Here is a 17,483-nt window from a genome sequence, read left to right as displayed (position 1 = left end):
AAATTGAAAAACACTGATCATCAAGGAGACATCATGGACATCCTGTTTCATCCCATCGGAACCATTCACACCCCGTACACCTCCCATCATGACGTGCCCCACCAGCCAAACCCGGAAGCGGCAGGCACGTTTTACATTGACCTGAATCCGGAACTGGCGGACGGGCTTTACCGCCTGGACACGTTCAACTACATCCAGGTGTTTTTCTTCCTGGACCGGCCGGACAAACCCGTGACCCTGCATGTCCACCCCCCCAGCGGCGGGGGCAAGGAAGTGGGACTGTTTGCCAGCCGTTCTCCCCGCCGGCCCAACCCCATCGGGCTGAGCACCGTGCGACTTAAAGGGATCACCGGCACCCGCCTGGATATTTCCGGCATCGATGTGCTGGACAACACCCCGCTGCTGGATCTCAAGCCCCATTTCAAGGGGCTGGATTTCAAGGATGACGCCAATGACGGCTGGCGGAACCGAACATGATCAATGACATTGAAATTTGATGCAATACCTGTTAAAAGTAAGCCTTTGGAATTTTAACAGGAAAATTATCCCATGCATTATGACGGAATGATCATACGGCCTCCCAGCGAGGCGGACAGCATCCTGCTTCAGGTTACGTTAGGGTGTTCCCACAACAAGTGCACGTTTTGCGGCAGCTTCCGGGACAAGCGGTTCACCATCAAAAAAGACGATGTCATTTTCCAGGACATCGAGTATGCCCGGACCCATTTCCCTAAGCAAACGCGGCTGTTCATCTGTGACGGGGATGCCATGATCGTGCCCATGCGGCGGTTGCGGCCCATTCTGGAACGGATTCGGGACCGGCTTCCCTGGGTGGAGCGGGTGGGCGTGTATGCCAATACCAAGGGTATCGGCATGAAAACGGATGAAGAGCTGGCGGAACTGAAATCCCTGGGCGTGGGCATCGCTTACATGGGCCTGGAATCCGGCGATGACCAGGTACTGGCCGATATCTGCAAAGGCGCCACCTCTGACAAGATGATCCGCATGGGGAAACGGGTGAAACAGGCGGGGATCCAACTGTCGGTCACCGTGCTGGTGGGGCTGGCCGGAAAAGCGCGGTCGTTGATTCATGCCAAAGAGACGGGCCGGGTCCTGTCGGAAATCGATCCCGACTATGTGGGGGCGTTGAGCCTGATGCTGATTCCGGGCACGGAACTGCATGATGATTACCAGGCCGGCCGGTTCCAGCTGCCGTCCCCGGAAGAGATGCTGGCGGAACTGGGCCAGATGATAGCGTCCACCCATCTGTCGGACGGGCTGTTCCATGCCAACCATGCCTCCAATTACCTGCCCGTCCGGGCCCGGCTTCCCCGGGACAAGGAAAAAACCCTGGATCAGATCGCTCAGGCGTTGAGCGGAAAAATTAAACTTAAACCCGAATTTATGAGAGCCTTATAACACTCAGCTCACTTTTATCAGGAGAAATAGATCATGGTCGATGCCACAGAAAATTTGGATCAACTCACGATTAATACCATTCGAGCCCTTTGCATGGATGCCGTGCAAAAAGCCAATTCCGGCCATCCCGGTGCACCCATGGGCCTGGCACCGGCCGCTTATGTGCTGTTCAATACGTTTTTAAAACATCATCCCCAAAACCCGGCATGGATCGACCGGGACCGGTTTGTGCTGTCCGGCGGCCATGCCTCTTCTTTGCTTTACAGCCTGCTGTATCTGTTCGGGTATGGGCTGACCCTGGATGATCTGAAAAATTTCAGACAATGGGGCTCCCGGACACCGGGCCATCCGGAATACGGAGAAACCCCGGGGGTGGAGACCACCACGGGGCCCCTGGGCCAGGGCATTGCCAACGCCGTGGGCATGGCCATTGCCGAATCCCACCTGGCAGCCCGGTTCAACAAGGATGACAACGCACTCATTGACCATCATACCTTCTGCATGTGCGGGGACGGGGACCTCATGGAAGGGGTGGCCATGGAAGCCGTGTCTCTGGCCGGACATCTGGGTCTGGGAAAACTGATCCTGATCTATGATGACAACCAGATCACCATTGAAGGGGCCACGGATATCGCGTTCACGGAAAACGTGGCAGACAAATTCACGGCCATGAACTGGCATGTAACGGAAGTGGCAAACGGCAATGACCTGACTGCCATCCAGGCCGCCATCCAGGCGGGCAAAGAGGAAACGGACCGCCCGTCTTTGATCAAGATCAGAACCCATATCGCTTATGGCAGCCCCAACAAGCAGGATACAGCCGATGCCCATGGGGCCCCCTTGGGGGACGAAGAGATCCGGCTGGTGAAAAAATTCTATGGGCTGCCCGAGGATCTGACCTTTCATGTGCCCGAAGCCGTACTGAATCATACCCGCAACGCAGTGGCATCCGGTGAAAACCTGGAGAACGCGTGGCAGGATGTTTTCTCAGCCTATAAAAAAGCCTATCCCGAAGATGCGGCCCTGTTTGTGGATGCCGTGAGCGGATTCCTTACCAAGGGATGGGACAAAGATATTCCGGAGTTTTCCACATCCGATGCCCCGGTAGCCACCCGGGCCGCTTCAGGCAAGGTGCTCAATGCCATTGCCCCGAACCTGCCCGCGCTCATGGGCGGGTCTGCGGACCTGGCCCCGTCCAACAAGACCTATCTCACCTGTTCCGGCGAGTTTCAAAAAAACGGCCGGAAAGGCCGGAACATCCGGTTCGGGGTCCGGGAACATGCCATGGGCGGGGTTTTGGCCGGCATGTACCTGCATTCCGGGGTCCGTCCCTATGGGGGCACCTTTCTGGTGTTTGCGGATTACATGCGCCCGGCCATCCGGCTGGCATCGCTGATGAACCTGCCTTTGATCTATGTGTTCACCCATGACAGCGTGGCCGTGGGGGAAGACGGCCCCACCCATCAGCCCGTGGAACATCTGGCGGCCCTGCGGGCCATCCCCGGGCTCCATGTGGTGCGCCCGGCCGATGCCAATGAAACGGCCCAGGCCTGGAGACAGGCGTTAACCACCTCAAACGGGCCCACGGCCCTGATTTTGAGCCGTCAGAAACTGCCGGTCCTGGATGTATCCAAACGGGACGGAGAATTTCAATACGGGGCCTATGCCATTCAGAACCGGGGGAAAGAAGCGGATCTGATCCTCATCGCCACGGGCTCGGAAGTCCATATCAGCCTGAAAGCGGCAGAAATACTGGAAAAGGAACACAATATCCAGACCTCCGTGGTGTCCATGCCGTCCTGGGAATGGTTTGAAAAAGCCCCGGCCCCCTATCGGGCGCGTATCCTGCCTTCGGAGGTGACCTGCCGCCTGGCAGTGGAGGCCGGTATCGGCATGGGATGGGAAAAATATGTGGGCCCCAAAGGGGCCATGGTCAGCATCGAGCGGTTCGGGGCCTCGGCCCCGGGCAAAGAGGTCCTGGAACAACTGGGCATGTCCGTGGACAATGTGGTCAACCAGGCCCTGTCACTGGTAAAAGGCTAATACAACAAAGAGGTGCCGTGTGATAATTGGTATCAAAACCGACAGCAGAACCCAGATGAAAGATATCACCGGTCAAGTGCGGCAGGTGGTAAAGGATTCCGGCATCCAAAACGGGCTGGTGCATGTCTGTTCCATGCACACCACAGGCGCGGTCACCATCAATGAAAATGCGGATCCGGCCGTCCCGGTGGATATTTTAAAGACCCTCAACAAAGTCATCCCCTGGGATGACGGGTACACCCATCTGGAAGGCAATTCCGCGGCCCACATCAAAGTCAGCCTGTTCGGACCGTCGGAAATGGTGGCCCTGGAAAATGGAGATCTGGTGCTGGGCACCTGGCAATCCATCTTTTTTTGTGAATTTGACGGGCCCCGGAACCGGAAGGTGAATGTCACGATTCTGGCGGATCAGTAAAAGGAACGTGAAATGAAACTGATATGGCTGCTCACCGCCCTTGTGGCCGGCATGATGGCCCCGGTCCAGGCCGGGTTCAACGGAAAAATGGGCCGGGCCATCGGGGATCCCGTGTACGCGGCCCTGATCTCATTTTTTGTGGGCACCCTGGGACTGCTGGTTTACGGCCTTGTTTTGCGTACGGATTTCACCGCCGTGCGCCAGGCAGCCGGCATTGAATGGTGGGTCTGGCTGGCCGGGCTCCTGGGGGCGTTTTATGTGACGTCCGTGATCATTTTGACCCCCCGGCTGGGCGCCACCCTCACCTTCAGCCTGGTGGTGGCGGGCCAGTTGCTCATGGCCGTGGCCCTGGATCATTATGGCCTGCTGGGGGTGCCCGTGCAGACCATCTCCTGGCTGAGGATCCTGGGCATTGCCCTGATTACCGCGGGTGTGGTGCTGATCCGGAAATTTTAAATTGGGGAATCTTTGTCCTGCATCCCCGTTACCGCCTCTGGCGTGGCAATTGCCCATGACGAGATCGACGAGTGGGTGAAGGCTGACGGCGCAGGCACGTTACGGGGGAATGAGCCTCAAACAGGTGATTGCCAATTGGCAGGAAAGCTCAAAGGCGTTGCGGGAATCGATGAGCGGTCTTTTTGAAATGCTTGAGAACGAACTATCCGCAGATCACGCGGATGGGTGCAGATTAAAAACCGATTCAGAAAATCTGCGTGAATCTGCGAAAACTGCGGATTTAAATCTTTTTACGGGGGCGGGGAATGAGCGAACTGAACAAAAATAATCCCGGCCCGGATTACGCACGCCTCCTCACCGAGGTGAAAGAGCGCGTCCGTTCAGCGCAGTACGCCGCGCTGAAAGTGGTCAATGCGGAGCTGGTCAGACTTTACTGGGATATCGGGCGGATGATCGCCGAACGTCAGGAGACGTCCGGATGGGGCCGGTCGGTCGTGGAAAACCTGTCTAAGGACTTGCGGCGGGAGTTTCCCGGAGTCGGTGGTTTTTCAGTGCAGAACCTCTGGTACATGCGCCAGTTTTATCTGGAATACAGCGGCCATGAAAAACTCCAACCACTGGTTGGAGAAATTGCCTGGGCTCATAATCTCGCCATCATGAGCAAGTGCAAGGACCCACTGGAACGTGAATTCTATATCCGCATGACCCGCAAATTCGGCTGGTCCAAGAATGTCCTTATCCATCAGATCGACAACCAGAGCTATGAAAAATCCCTGCTCGGCCAGACCAATTTTGACCAGGCGCTGACGTCCAGGCTTCGTGCCCAAGCCAAATTGGCGGTGAAAGATGAATACACCTTCGATTTCCTGGAACTGGGCGAGGAACACGGCGAGCGGGAGCTGGAGCGGGCGCTCATCGCCCGGATCGAAGATTTCCTCCGGGCCATGGGCGGCATGTTTGCTTTCATGGGGAGTCAATACCGGCTGGAAATTGACGGCGAAGAGTTCTTTATCGACCTCTTGCTGTTTCACCGTCGTCTGCGCTGCCTGGTGGCCATCGAGCTGAAAATAGGGAAATTCAGGCCGGAATTCGTCGGAAAAATGCAGTTTTACCTGACCACACTGGACCGGCAGGTCCGGCAGGAGGACGAGAACCCTTCCATCGGCATCATTCTCTGCAAGGAAAAGAGCCGCACCATCGTCGAGTACGCCCTGCATGACGCCCGCAAACCCATCGGCGTGGCCACATATGAAATCACCAGGACGCTGCCCAAAGAGCTGAAGGGGCAGCTGCCCCAGCCGGAAGAGATTGCGGCCTTGCTGGAGGGAATTGAGAAGTGAGTACACACCCTCCTTTTGACCCAGGTACAGTTGAGGCCATTGCCAAAGTGCTTGGAGAGGCCGGATCAGGAACAGACATCAGTCGATATTTCCAGGTGAACAGCCTGCTTGATGAGTCTGGCGAATCCACCAAAATGAACGCGAATGGCTAAATATCCTGAAGCCGCCCAAAATCCTTTTCCAGATCGTCTGCCTTGTTTTCCTGCCCCTGCTGTCGGAGGCTGTCTGACAAGGCTTTGATCTTTTCTTCCAGCAAAGGGAGAACATCGTTTTTCAGGGTATCGCTCATTTTCTGTCCGGAGTCTTTCAGCTTTTGTTCCAGTTCGGCCATGGCATCTTTCATGGCCTGATATTCTTCGGTTTCCGGAATGGTTTCAATCTGTGCCATCATGTCGGCCATCTTTTTTCCCAACGCCTGCCACATCTCATCCATGGAAGCGGCGGCGGCCGCAGCCGGAGATGCCGGACTGCCGTCAACCACGGCATCGGCGGGGATTTTTGTGCCGCCCGTCCGGGCCTGTTCAATGATCACAGCTTTGCCGGCCGTTTCATCCGGTCCCTGTCCGATGAAAAACCGGGAATCTTCCGTGGCGCAGTCTGAAAATTGACCGGCAATTTCAACGGACACCAGGAAGACCGCGTCTTTGGTATAGGTGATTTTTTTCACCTGTCCGACCCGGGTTTCCTCAAACATCACGGGATCCGTTTCCTTTAATCCGTTTACCTGGTCAAAAGAAATGGTGAAACCATAGCCCGTGCATCCGGCAAAAAGAAAAACACCGGCCAGCACCGTCACGATACTGTAAAAAATATGGGAAAAAGCGCTGGAAAACCGTATCATTAATTGAACTCCTCGTCTGGTTTTTTGTAAACAGGGATTTTGATCACGGGCACCCCTTCTTTCTGAAGTGTTTTTTCCTCTTCACGCGTGGTGGTCCCCCGGATGCTGCGATGTTCAGATGCCCCGTAATGCATCTTCAAGGCTTCTTTGGCAAAGGATGTGCCGACATCTTCAAAATTGTTTTCCACAAACCGGGCCACCCGTTCCGTGAGTTCGGCCATGGCTTCCTGACCGGCCTGCAATGCCTGGTGTGCCTCATTTGATCGGGCCCGGACAGGTGCCGAGGTCTTGATGGCAATGGGGTGAAGCTTCTGGACCACGGCGGTGGTATCGCAGACGGGACATTGCAGCAGACCTTGCTCCTGCTGGGTTTCCATCTCCTGCTTGTCCTGGAACCACCCTTCAAACGCATGGCCGTTGATGCATTCCAGATCAAATACGATCATGATGATTTATTCCCTTGATTCGGAAAAACTAAGCAGATGCCCAATGCATCCGGTTAAACTATATCTGAAACCCGCTGGTTTTTCAATCGGGAAATCCGCGCCCGGTCCGCTTCAGACCGGACACAGGGAAACAGGCTGTTGTTGGTGAACACCGGGTGCCGGTTAAGATCGAACCGGGCCCCGGAGACGGCCGTTTCCCACAGCGGGGTGTGGGGAATGGGGCTGTAAAAGGCCAGTACGGGCAACACCCCGGCTTTTTTGACAAACGCCATTGACGCGGCCACATCATCCAGATTCTGGTCCGGCAGGCCGCACAACAGATACGCCCCGATCTGCTGTGCGTCGAATCCGGCTGTTTTCAAGGCATTCACGGCCCGGAAAAATTCATCGGCCCGGACCTTGACATCGTATTGCCGGTCTTTTGAAAAGGCCGCCGTTTCCAGTCCCAGACGAATGGTTTTAAATCCGGCCCGGAACATGAGATCGGCCGCTTCAGGGGTGATTTCCCGGATATGCAGGGCATTGGGGGTGTGGAAAAACAGGTCCAGGCCGGCGTCAATGATTTTTTCCATCAGCAGGTAGGCATGATTGGGTCCGTTCACCAGCAGGGCATCATCATAAAATGCGAAATTTTTTATGTGATGCTGGTGGTGCCAGTGACAGATCTCTTCAAACACCCGATCCGGGGACCGGCGGACCATGCGGGGTTCCAGAAAAGAAGAGGCGCAGTACTCACAGGAAAACGGGCACCCCCGGGTCGTTAAAACCGGTGCAAACGTCAGTTTTGAACACAGGTCCAGGGCCGGAAACGGCGGATCATCCGGCCGGTCATTCACAAGAAGGGGCCGGCCAGTGAACCGGGTGATCATATTTTCCAGGGCCGGCTCCCCCTGGCCCGTGATCACAAGGTCTGCTCCGGAAAAGGCGGCGGCATGCTCCTGGCATAAGGTGGCGTATTTTCCTCCTAAGACAATTGGGACATCCGGAAACACGGACCGGATCACGGAAATGGTTTCCGTGACGCCGGAGGCCCAGTAGGTCATCAGGGATGTGACCAGAATCAGGTCCGGCGGGTCCAATGCTTCCAGATCTTTTCTGAACCAGTCAGGCAGAATGCCGTAACGAAAGAATTGTTTTCGTGTCCGGGGCAGGGGGCCGGCCGAGGGCGGGATCACATCCGCCGGAAGGATCGGGGTTTTCCGGAACGGTCCCCGGCCGTCCCATGCGGTTTTCACCGGGCCTGTCTCCTTTGGATGAAACCGGTCCAGGCAGTCGATGAAACTGATCCGGACTCCGGCATCACGCAGCAACCCGGCCAGGGTCAGCAATCCCAGGGGTTTCAACCAGAAATCAAAGGCGGCAAAATCATGAATCCAGGGATTCACACACAGCACATGGGGCCCATCCGGCATGGAAGCACTCAATCTTCAAAATACTTCATGGATGTTTTTTTCAGCTCTTTTCTGGAGAAAAGCAGGATATAATCGGTCTCTCCCACGGTTTGGGAAATCTTTTCCGCCAATGCCCGGCACTGGTCCTCATTGGCGGCATGAACCATGGTATACAGGTTATAAGGCCAGCCCGGCGCCGGATTCCGGCTGTAGCAATGGGTGATTTCATCAAACTGTGCCATGGCCGTGCCCACGGGCTCCACCCGGGATTCATCCACGTTCCAGGCCACCATGGCATTGGCTTTGAAACCGGATTTCTGGTGTTTCAATGTCGCTCCGAACCGCCGAATGATCCCCCGCTGGTTGAGATCCGTCAGCACTTCCAGAAATTTTTCTTCGGTCACACCGATTTTTTCAGCCATCTGCCTGAACGGCCGTTGCACCACGGGAATGTCGGTCTGGAGCAGGGCAATCACTTTTTTTTCTAAATCCGTTATCATAGGTTCCCAAAAAAATTATCAGTCATTCTTGAATCGATCGGCATACAATGCCGTGATGGCGCTTTCCGATGCATCACACACCCCTCTTTCCGTAATAAACCCGGTCACCAGCCGGGCCGGTGTCACATCAAAGGCATGGTTGGCCGCCGGGCTGTCCATGGGGGTGATCCGCACCTGAATCATGGCATCATCATGCCATCCCCGGACATACCGGATTTCATCCGGGTCCCGTTCTTCAATGGGAATCTCCCGGATCCCGTCGGTCAGGTCCCAGTCAAACGTGGAGGCCGGCAGGGCCACGTAAAAAGGGATATCATTGTCCCTGGCCGCCAGGGCCTTGAGATAGGTACCGATCTTGTTGGCCACATCTCCGGTCCGGGTCGTCCGGTCCGTGCCCACGATCACCAGGTCCACCCGGCCGTGCTGCATCAGATGCCCCCCGGCATTGTCCGTGATCACGGTGTGAGGGACCCCGTGTTTGCCCAGTTCCCATGCCGTCAGGCGGGCCCCCTGGTTTAAGGGTCGGGTTTCATCCACCCACACATGGACCGGGATTCCCGCATCATGGGCCGCGTAGATGGGGGCGGTGGCCGTGCCGTATTCGATGCAGGCCAGCCATCCGGCATTGCAATGGGTCAGAATGTTCACGGGCCGGCCCGGGTTTCGATCGGCTGTTTCCCGGATCAGTTCCAGTCCATGGGTCCCGATTTTCCGGCAGTTATCCGCCTCTTCTTCCATAATGGCCAAAGATTCATCCAGCGCGGCTTGAATCCGCGTTTCATGGGAGGTCTTTTCCATCACTTTTGCCTGGACCCGGTTGACGCCCCAGCGCAGGTTCGTGGCCGTGGGACGGGCGTTTTTCAGGTCGTCGCACTGGGAGGAAAACCAGGCGTCATCCATTCCCCGGTTTCCTTTCTGGACCAGTATGACATACACCCCCAAAGCACCGGTGGCACCGATGAGAGGGGCTCCCCGCACCACCATTTCCCGAATCGCGTGAATCACCTCGTCCACATGGGTCAGGTCCTTGATTATCAACTCATGGGGCAGAAACCGCTGGTCAATGACCCGGACTGTTTCCGTGTCCCGGTCAAACCAGATGGGCCGCATCTCTTTACCGTCTACATTCATGATTCATTTTCTCCTGGAAAAGCAGGTAAAGGTAAGGTTACAGGTGTGCGATAAACTGATCCGCTTCGGCAATGGCCCGGTTCATATCCCGGATCAATGCAGCCATATCACGACGCTGCGTTTGTAATTTCTCATGGGTTCCTCTTTTAATTTTCAGCCAAAATTCACTGCATAGGCTATAGGGATACCCCGTCAAAATCAAGTTTTTTTGTGTCGGATTCCAGAGGGTCTCTTTGGCCGGGAAGCGGCAAAACCTGTGTTTGACAAAAAAAGGGCCGAGTGCTAATTTTGTATTTTTAAATACATCATGGGGCACAACCCGGCAAAATGGCCGCAAATGGATACCAAAGGACATTGTATGACGCTGATACTCAATATTTTATGGTTTATTTTCGGGGGCGGCTTGATTGCCTGGCTGTTGTGGATTTTGACGGGCGGGCTTTTGTTCATCACGGTGGTGGGCATCCCCTTTGCCTGGGCCGCATTCCGGATCGCCGGGTTTGCCGCGTTTCCCTTCGGCAAAGATCTGGTGGATGCCCGGGATGTGGGGGAAGCCCGCGTGGTCGGTACAGGGCTGGCCAATTTTCTGTGGATCATCCTGGCAGGCATCTGGCTGGCCATCTCCCATATCCTGGCCGGTGCCAGCCTTTGCCTCACCATTATCGGGATTCCGTTCGGATTTGCCCATTTCAGGCTGGCCCTGGTCTGTTTCGCCCCTTTGGGAAAACGGGTGGTGTATCATTGATAGATCAAAAGCACTTGATCCGGTGCAAGGAGCATGACAATTTGTGAAAACCTATGAACTGTGGAACGTCCACTTTTTAAATCAGATCATCGATACCATGGCCGAAGGGTTGTTTACCCTGGATGACCAGGGCGTTATCACCTCCTGGAACCGGGCCATGGAAAAAATTTCCGGTTTTACCGCCCTGGAGGCCGTGGGGCAGCGCTGTGATATCCTCAAATGCAGCCGGTGCTACGGCAAACAGTGTCCGGCGGATATTCACGAATGCGGGGTCCTGCGCCATGGCCGCACTGAAGCCAAGGAATGTTTTGTCCGGCATAAGGACGGATATGATGTCCCCGTGATCAAAAATGCCCGTCTGGCAAAAGATACCCAGGGACATATTCTGGGCATCGTTGAAACCATCACGGATTTGACCGAGCTGTCCCTGGCAAAAAAAAGGGAAGAAGATGCCCGGCGGCAGCTGCAGGAAGCCTTTGGCCTGGGAAACATCATCGGCAGAAGCCCTGCCATGCAGAATGTATTTGAAGCGATCCGGGCCGCTGCAGACAGCCGGGCCACGGTGCTGATTCAAGGAGAGAGCGGCACGGGCAAGGAACTGGTGGCCAAAGCAATCCATTACCACGCTTCTGAAAATCAGCGTCCCCTGATCACGGTCAACTGCTCGGCATTGTCTGAAACCCTTCTGGAAAGCGAGTTGTTCGGTCATGTCAAAGGGGCGTTCACGGGGGCTCACAAGGATCATATGGGGCGGTTCGAACAGGCGGATACAGGCACCATTTTTCTGGATGAGATCGGAGAGCTGACCCCGTATATGCAGGTGAAGCTGCTGCGGGTGCTCCAGGAACGGGAGATCGAACGGGTGGGCGACACCAAAAAGCGCAAAATCGATATCCGGATCATTGCCGCCACCAATAAAGATCTGACGGATCTTACCCGGCAAGGGGTTTTCAGGGAAGATCTGTTTTACCGGCTCAAGGTATTCACCATCCAGATTCCGCCCCTCAGGGATCGTAAAGCAGACATGGTGCTGCTGACGGACTATTTTGTCCGGAAAATCGGCAAGCGGGAGAAAAAACAGATCAAAGGGGTGTCCCCCGGGGCCATGAAACTGTTGATGGCCCACCCATGGCCCGGCAATGTCCGGGAACTGGAAAATGCCATTGAACATGCCTTTGTGGTCTGCGGAAATGCGTATATTTCAGAAACGGATCTGCCGGCTGAAATCCAGAATACCCGTGCCGGCCAAACCCAGACTGGTTTGCCGGACCCATCCCATGAACAGGCCTCCCGGCACCTGACCCGGGAGGCCCTGGTGGATCTGCTGAATCAATGCCACTGGAACAAAGCCGAGGTGGCCCGCCGCATCGGCAAAAGCCGGACCCTGGTGTGGAAACTCATGAAAAAATGGGAGATTCCGCTTCAGCAACCCCACAATGAATCCGGTTGATCCGGGAAGCCAGCATTTTTTTCAGATAATGGCCCGTATGGCTTTCGCCAGCAAGGGCCACCTGTTCCGGCGGCCCTTGTGCCACAATAATGCCCCCGCCGGCCCCGCCTTCAGGTCCTAAATCCATGACCCAGTCCGCCGTCTTGATCACATCCAGGTTGTGCTCGATGATGATCACGGTGTTACCGGCGGAGACCAGGCGCTGCAACACGTCCAGCAGCAGTTTCACATCCCTGAAATGCAGACCCGTGGTGGGTTCGTCCAGGATATACAACGTGTCTCCGGTGTTGCGCCGGGCCAGCTCCCGGGCCAGTTTGATGCGCTGGGCTTCCCCGCCGGACAGCGTGGTGGCGGCCTGTCCCAGCTTGATATAGGACAGCCCTACATCCATGAGGGTGTCCAGGATCTGGGTGATTTTCGGATGGGCGTCGAACAGTTCCCGGGCCTGGTGCACGGAAAGATCCAAAACATCGGCAATGGAATGGTTTTTGTACGTGATTTCCAGGGTGGATTTATTGAACCGCCGGCCGTGGCACACCTCGCAGGGCACAAACACATCCGCCAGAAAATGCATCTCCACTTTGATGTATCCGTCCCCCTGGCAGGCTTCGCACCGCCCGCCCTTGACATTAAAGGAATACCGCCCTTTTTTGTATCCCCGGGCTTTGGATTCCGGCAACTGGGCAAACAGATCCCTGATGGGATCAAACACCTTGGTGTAGGTGGCCGGGTTGCTTCTCGGGGTCCGGCCGATGGGATTCTGGTCGATGTTGATCACCTTGTCCACATGAGCCAGTCCCTGGATGGTCTCATGCCGGCCCACGCTCATCTGGGAGCTGTGCAGTTTCACGGCCAGGGCCGGGTAAAGAATCTGGTTGACCAGGGTGGATTTCCCGGCCCCGGACACCCCCGTCACGGCAATGAGCAGGCCCAATGGAAACCGGGCCGTCACATCCTTGAGATTGTTTTCACCGGCCTTGACAATGGTCAGCCATTTTCCGGCATCCGGAGACCGGCGCTGCTCCGGCACGGCAATGGATTCTTTGCCGGACAGAAATTGCCCCGTGATGGAAGCCGGGTTGGCCCGGATTTCAGCCGGGGTGCCCTGGGCCACGATCCGGCCCCCCAGATGCCCGGCACCCGGACCGATATCCACGATCCAGTCGCAGTCTTCCATGGTTTCCTGGTCATGCTCCACCACGATCAGGGTGTTGCCGATATCCCGCAGATGCTGAAGGGTTTTCAACAGTTTGATATTGTCCCGCTGGTGCAGGCCGATGCTGGGTTCATCCAGGATATACAGTACGCCGGTGAGTTCCGACCCCACCTGGGATGCCAGACGGATCCGCTGGGATTCCCCGCCGGACAGGGTGGGGCCGCTGCGGTCCAACGACAGGTAGTCCAGACCCACATTCCTCAGAAACCCCAGCCGGTCTCCGATCTCCTTGAGCAGCTCCGCCGCAATGAGCTGCCGGCTGCCGGACAGGTTCAGAGAAGACATGAATTCATGGGCGTCTTTGACCGTCATTTCCGTGACATCAATGATGGATTTTCCCTGGATTTTCACATGAAGCACCTCGTCTCTCAGGCGTTTGCCATGACAGGCCTGGCAGGTGGCCGCCGTCATGAACTTGGTGTAGTATTTTTTCTGGTTTTCAGACTGGGTGTTCTTGTACCGCCGCATCAGGGTGTTGAGCAGGCCTTCGTGGGTTCTTGTGAAAGCCGCCTGAATCCTGTCCGACTGCCAGTTCACCTTCATTTTCCGGGTGGCGGAGCCATGGAGCAGCAGATCTCTCTGGGATTTGGGCAGGTCTTTCCAGGGCCGGTCAAAATCAATGCCCCACTGCTCTTCCATGGCTGTGAGCTGGCCCATGCCCCAGGAATTGTCATTGGGATACCGGGGGTTTTTAATAAAATAATTTTTCCAGGGGATCACTGCCCCTTCCCGGATACTCAGATGCCTGTCCGGCACCACCTTGTCCGGATCCATGGACAGCAGGGTTCCGATACCGTTGCACTCCGGGCACATGCCCTGGGGTGCGTTAAAGGAAAAAATCTGGGGAATGAGTTCAGGATAGGCAATGCCGCAGCAGGACCGGGCTTCGCTCATCTTGATATCTTTTTTGCCCAGGATATGCACGATGATCTGGCCGTTTCCCAGTTTCAGGGCCGTTTCCACGGAATCGGTGAGTCGTTCCTCAAACACGGCATCCGCCTTGATCATCAGCCGGTCCACCACCACCTCGATAGAATGTTTTTTGTTTTTGGCCAGGGTCTGGACATTTTCCAGATCCTGGACCACCCCGTCCACCCGGACCCGGGCATAGCCCTGTTTTTTCAACGCAACCAGGGGTTCCCTGTGTTCTCCTTTCCGATTTTCCACCACGGGAGCCAGAATCAGAATTTTGGACTTGGCCGGCAGCGCCATGATCTGGGACACCATGCCCTGGGCGTGGCCCTGTCCCACCTCATTGCCGCAGCAAATGCAGTACTGGGTCCCCACCCGGGCAAACAATACCCGCAGATAATCATAGATCTCCGTGATGGTACCCACGGTGGACCGGGGATTTTTGCTGGCGGCCTTCTGCTCGATGGCAATGGTGGGTGACAGCCCCCGGATGGTGTCGTACTTGGGTTTTTCCATCTGGCCGATGAACTGTCTCGCATAGGCGGACAGCGATTCCACGTACCGGCGCTGGCCTTCGGCAAAAATCGTGTCAAAGGCCAGGCTGGATTTCCCGGACCCGGACACCCCCGTGAACACCACCAGCTGTTTTTTGGGGATCTCCACATCAATGTTCTTAAGGTTATGTTCCCGGGCCCCTTTGACAATGATCCGGTCCAGTTCCATGGCGGCCGCCGGGCCGGACACGGCCGTTTTGAATGCTGAATGCTGCTGTTTTCCCATCTATGTATCATCCTCACAGGATATGTGTCTGGTTGTGTCATACAATCAATCGCCTCTCCTCAGTTCCTTGTTTTTTGAGGAAAACAGAAGAGTAAGCCACTGTTGCAAAATCATAAGCACGCCCGCTCAAAAGTAAAGACAGCCCCGGAACCGGACAATTCCAATTGTAACTTTGAAACAGGAATGATATGTGAAAACGATCAGATATGAATTTAACGGGAAAGAATAACAATGAACAGAATTCAGGCCGTCCGGGAGCTGCCCCGTGGGGGCCTGCTCATATTCACCCGTCAGGAACCCGTCCAGTTCGGCATCCCGCCGGAAACCATCAAAGACACCATGGCAACCGGGGTGCCGAAAATATTTGTCGTTCCCGGGGCCATGTTTTCCCTGGAAAAAGGGATCAGCCTGGCGGAACTGGAATTTCCAGTCTACTATCATTTCTTTTTTTTGAAACAAAAGGTCCAGGTGGTCTGCACCCGGGCCCAGAAACAGCGGATCCAGGTCATTCTGTCCGAAGCGCTTTTCGGTCCCCGGAACCTGACCTCTCTTGGGGCGGAGTTTCCCAAAGGGGTTTCCACACCGGGATTTCCGGATCTCAAAGCGGAAATGGACCATTTCCGGACCCTGCCGGTGAACGGGCGAAGGAAAAAATTCACCCTGTCCGATGTGATCCAGTTTCATGTGTTCGACCGGAACGGTACCGTCCGGATTCAGGACCTGACCATTCAATTGGATGACCGCGGCACCTGCACGATCCGTGAAAAGGAAACCCTGGTGGCCGCCATCCCCGTCACCCGGCCCCTGATCCCGGACAATCCCGTGGATTTCAGTGTCCAACAGGTGTTTTCCCCGCCTCTGTTCGGGATCACCACCCTGGGGTCGGGTCACGGATTTGACCCGGATGCCATGACTTCCGGCATGATCATCTGGATCAACCAGCGGGGCATCATGGTGGATCCGCCGGTCAACTCGGCCGTGGACCTGATCCGCTTAGGGGTCAATCCCAAAATTTTAGATGCCATCATCCTGACCCACTGCCATGCCGATCATGACAGCGGGACCCTCCAGAAAATCATGCTGGAAGGAAAAATCACCCTGTACACCACCCCCACGGTTTTCAACAGTTTCATCCGGAAATCTGCGGCCCTGATCCATATCGACCGATCCCGGCTCCAGAAAGCGTTCTCGTTTGTCCCCATCCACACTGGCGAACCCATCAACATCCATGGGGCCATGTTTGAATTCAACTATTCCTTTCACTCCATTCCCACGATCTTCTTTCAGGTGTCCCATGCCGGGAAAACCTTTATCTACAGCTCGGACACCCGCAATGACCCGGACCATATCCGCATCATGCATGAAAAAGGCATCATGAGCAAAAGCCGGCGGGATTTTCTGCTCCGGTTCCCCTGGGACAGGGATGTGATTTTTCACGAAGCCGGGGTGCCGCCCATTCACACCCCCATGAAGGTGCTCACGGCGTTGCCGGCATCCGTACGCGGAAAAATTTATCTGGTGCATGTGGCAAGGGATCAGGTGCCGGAAACTTCGGGATTGAAAATCGCGCCCACCGGGCTTTCCAGCACGGTGACCCTGTGTCCGTCCGCCGGACCGTTCCAGGCGGCAATGGACATTTTAGGCGCGTTTCTGGACCTGGATCTGTTCCGGTCCCTGCCCCCGGAAAAAACCCTGGAATTTCTGTCCATTGCTGACCCTCAGACCTTATCTTCCGGCGAAGTGCTGTTCAGAAAGGGAGACCCCGGGGACCGATTTTTTCTGATCATCAGCGGCCAGGTGGATATCATGGAAGACGGGACCCCGTTGACCACACTGAGCCGGAGTGATTTTTTCGGCGAAAAATGTCTGTTTTCAGACCAGCCCCGGACCGCGGATGCCGTGGCCGCAAGCCGGGTGAATCTGGTCGGCGTCGACCGGCAGGACATGCAGACTTTTATCCGGCAGACCGGACTCGAAAAGACGCTGCGCCATTTGTCCATTTTTCAGGGCAAAGCCATGCGCAATATTCTGGACGGCCATCCCGTGTTCCATGATCTGACCCCCTCCCAGAAACGTCAGCTGTTCCAGATGGTGGCGCCGGTCACCCTCCCCAAACACGGGAACACTGTCCTGATCCGGGAAAAGGAAAAGCCGGATGCGTGTTATTACATCCACGGCGGTCTTGTAAAAGTGATGCGGACGGGCCGGGAAGTGTCGGAACTCGCCCATGGCCGACTGTTCGGCATCCAACCGGTTTTAAACCATGCCGCTGAATCTGATTACACCTTTTCAGCCCGGCCGGATGCGGTGCTTTTCCGGTTTGCTTCCCCGGCCATCAAGGCGTTTGCCGAAAACAACCCGGGTGTGTTTCTGAAACTGTGCAGCGAAGCGTTTTAGC

17 protein-coding genes are annotated in these 17,483 nt (G+C 55.8%); 10 read left to right on the top strand and 7 right to left on the bottom strand.

All coding sequences use genetic code 11. The annotated features are described in order from the left end of the window. The first annotated feature begins 33 nt into the window (after positions 1–33). The 7 genes from tsaA (at position 34) to K365_RS0100900 (ending at position 5,673) form a co-directional block, all read left to right on the top strand. A complete protein-coding gene (tsaA, locus tag K365_RS0100930; RefSeq protein ID WP_024333161.1) occupies positions 34–477 on the top strand; it encodes a tRNA (N6-threonylcarbamoyladenosine(37)-N6)-methyltransferase TrmO in 444 nt (147 codons plus the stop codon). Between the two features lie 72 nt (positions 478–549). Next, positions 550–1,419 carry a radical SAM protein gene (locus tag K365_RS0100925; protein ID WP_024333160.1) on the top strand — a complete coding sequence of 290 codons (870 nt, stop codon included), beginning with the start codon at positions 550–552 and terminating at the stop codon, positions 1,417–1,419. A gap of 33 nt (positions 1,420–1,452) precedes the next feature. Further along, positions 1,453–3,462 (top strand): transketolase, encoded by a 2,010-nt coding sequence (tkt, locus tag K365_RS0100920; RefSeq protein ID WP_024333159.1) that lies wholly within the window; start codon positions 1,453–1,455, stop codon positions 3,460–3,462. 19 nt (positions 3,463–3,481) lie between these two features. After that, complete coding sequence (locus tag K365_RS0100915) at positions 3,482–3,877, top strand: secondary thiamine-phosphate synthase enzyme YjbQ (protein ID WP_024333158.1); 396 nt, start codon at positions 3,482–3,484, stop codon at positions 3,875–3,877. Positions 3,878–3,889: 12 nt separating this feature from the next. After that, a complete protein-coding gene (locus tag K365_RS0100910; RefSeq protein WP_024333157.1) occupies positions 3,890–4,333 on the top strand; it encodes a DMT family transporter in 444 nt (147 codons plus the stop codon). 109 nt (positions 4,334–4,442) lie between these two features. Further along, entirely contained in the window at positions 4,443–4,661 is a 219-nt protein-coding gene (locus K365_RS0100905) for a hypothetical protein (RefSeq protein WP_024333156.1), read from the top strand. Continuing rightward, on the top strand, positions 4,639–5,673 hold the full coding sequence (locus tag K365_RS0100900) for a PDDEXK nuclease domain-containing protein (protein WP_024333155.1): 1,035 nt from the start codon (positions 4,639–4,641) through the stop codon (positions 5,671–5,673). The genes K365_RS0100905 and K365_RS0100900 overlap by 23 nt, the downstream gene beginning before the upstream one ends. Positions 5,674–5,821: 148 nt before the next feature. Here K365_RS0100900 and K365_RS0100890 read toward each other — a convergent pair whose 3' ends face one another. Genes K365_RS0100890 through K365_RS0100865 form a run of 6 tightly spaced genes read right to left on the bottom strand, consistent with a single transcriptional unit; the run spans position 5,822 to position 10,337 of the window. Then, complete coding sequence (locus tag K365_RS0100890) at positions 5,822–6,514, bottom strand: MlaD family protein (RefSeq protein ID WP_024333154.1); 693 nt, start codon at positions 6,512–6,514, stop codon at positions 5,822–5,824. After that, entirely contained in the window at positions 6,514–6,960 is a 447-nt protein-coding gene (locus tag K365_RS0100885) for a DUF1178 family protein (RefSeq protein ID WP_024333153.1), read from the bottom strand. The genes K365_RS0100890 and K365_RS0100885 overlap by 1 nt, the downstream gene beginning before the upstream one ends. Positions 6,961–7,013: 53 nt before the next feature. Continuing rightward, the gene (locus K365_RS0100880) at positions 7,014–8,372 is read right to left on the bottom strand and encodes a B12-binding domain-containing radical SAM protein (RefSeq protein ID WP_024333152.1); all 1,359 of its coding nucleotides are present in this window, start codon (positions 8,370–8,372) and stop codon (positions 7,014–7,016) included. Between the two features lie 8 nt (positions 8,373–8,380). Further along, positions 8,381–8,851 carry a siroheme decarboxylase subunit beta gene (gene ahbB, locus K365_RS0100875; protein WP_024333151.1) on the bottom strand — a complete coding sequence of 157 codons (471 nt, stop codon included), beginning with the start codon at positions 8,849–8,851 and terminating at the stop codon, positions 8,381–8,383. An 18-nt stretch (positions 8,852–8,869) separates the two neighbouring features. Continuing rightward, positions 8,870–9,982, bottom strand: coding sequence for an S-methyl-5-thioribose-1-phosphate isomerase (mtnA, locus tag K365_RS0100870; protein ID WP_024333150.1), 1,113 nt, complete (start codon positions 9,980–9,982; stop codon positions 8,870–8,872). Positions 9,983–10,019: 37 nt separating this feature from the next. Then, positions 10,020–10,337, bottom strand: a complete 318-nt coding sequence (locus K365_RS0100865; RefSeq protein ID WP_024333149.1) for a hypothetical protein — start codon at positions 10,335–10,337, stop codon at positions 10,020–10,022. A 3-nt stretch (positions 10,338–10,340) separates the two neighbouring features. Between K365_RS0100865 and K365_RS0100860 the strand changes: the two genes are divergently transcribed. Both K365_RS0100860 and K365_RS0100855 read left to right on the top strand, forming a co-directional pair. Continuing rightward, positions 10,341–10,727 carry a YccF domain-containing protein gene (locus K365_RS0100860; protein ID WP_024333148.1) on the top strand — a complete coding sequence of 129 codons (387 nt, stop codon included), beginning with the start codon at positions 10,341–10,343 and terminating at the stop codon, positions 10,725–10,727. 43 nt (positions 10,728–10,770) lie between these two features. After that, the gene (locus K365_RS0100855; protein WP_024333147.1) at positions 10,771–12,177 is read left to right on the top strand and encodes a sigma-54 interaction domain-containing protein; all 1,407 of its coding nucleotides are present in this window, start codon (positions 10,771–10,773) and stop codon (positions 12,175–12,177) included. Here the strand turns inward: K365_RS0100855 and uvrA are convergent. Next, positions 12,125–15,085: an excinuclease ABC subunit UvrA gene (gene uvrA / locus K365_RS0100850; RefSeq protein ID WP_029724809.1), complete on the bottom strand. Its 2,961-nt coding sequence runs from the start codon at positions 15,083–15,085 to the stop codon at positions 12,125–12,127. The two genes, K365_RS0100855 and uvrA, sit on opposite strands and share 53 nt — an antisense overlap. 231 nt (positions 15,086–15,316) lie before the next feature. Between uvrA and K365_RS0100845 the strand changes: the two genes are divergently transcribed. Continuing rightward, entirely contained in the window at positions 15,317–17,482 is a 2,166-nt protein-coding gene (locus K365_RS0100845) for a cAMP/cGMP-dependent 3',5'-cyclic-AMP/GMP phosphodiesterase (RefSeq protein WP_024333145.1), read from the top strand. Position 17,483 lies beyond the last annotated feature (1 nt).

This window comes from Desulfotignum balticum DSM 7044 (assembly GCF_000421285.1).
Lineage (GTDB): Bacteria > Desulfobacterota > Desulfobacteria > Desulfobacterales > Desulfobacteraceae > Desulfotignum > Desulfotignum balticum.
Note: the sequence above shows the minus strand (reverse complement) of the source record. Positions and strands in the feature narration are given on the sequence as shown.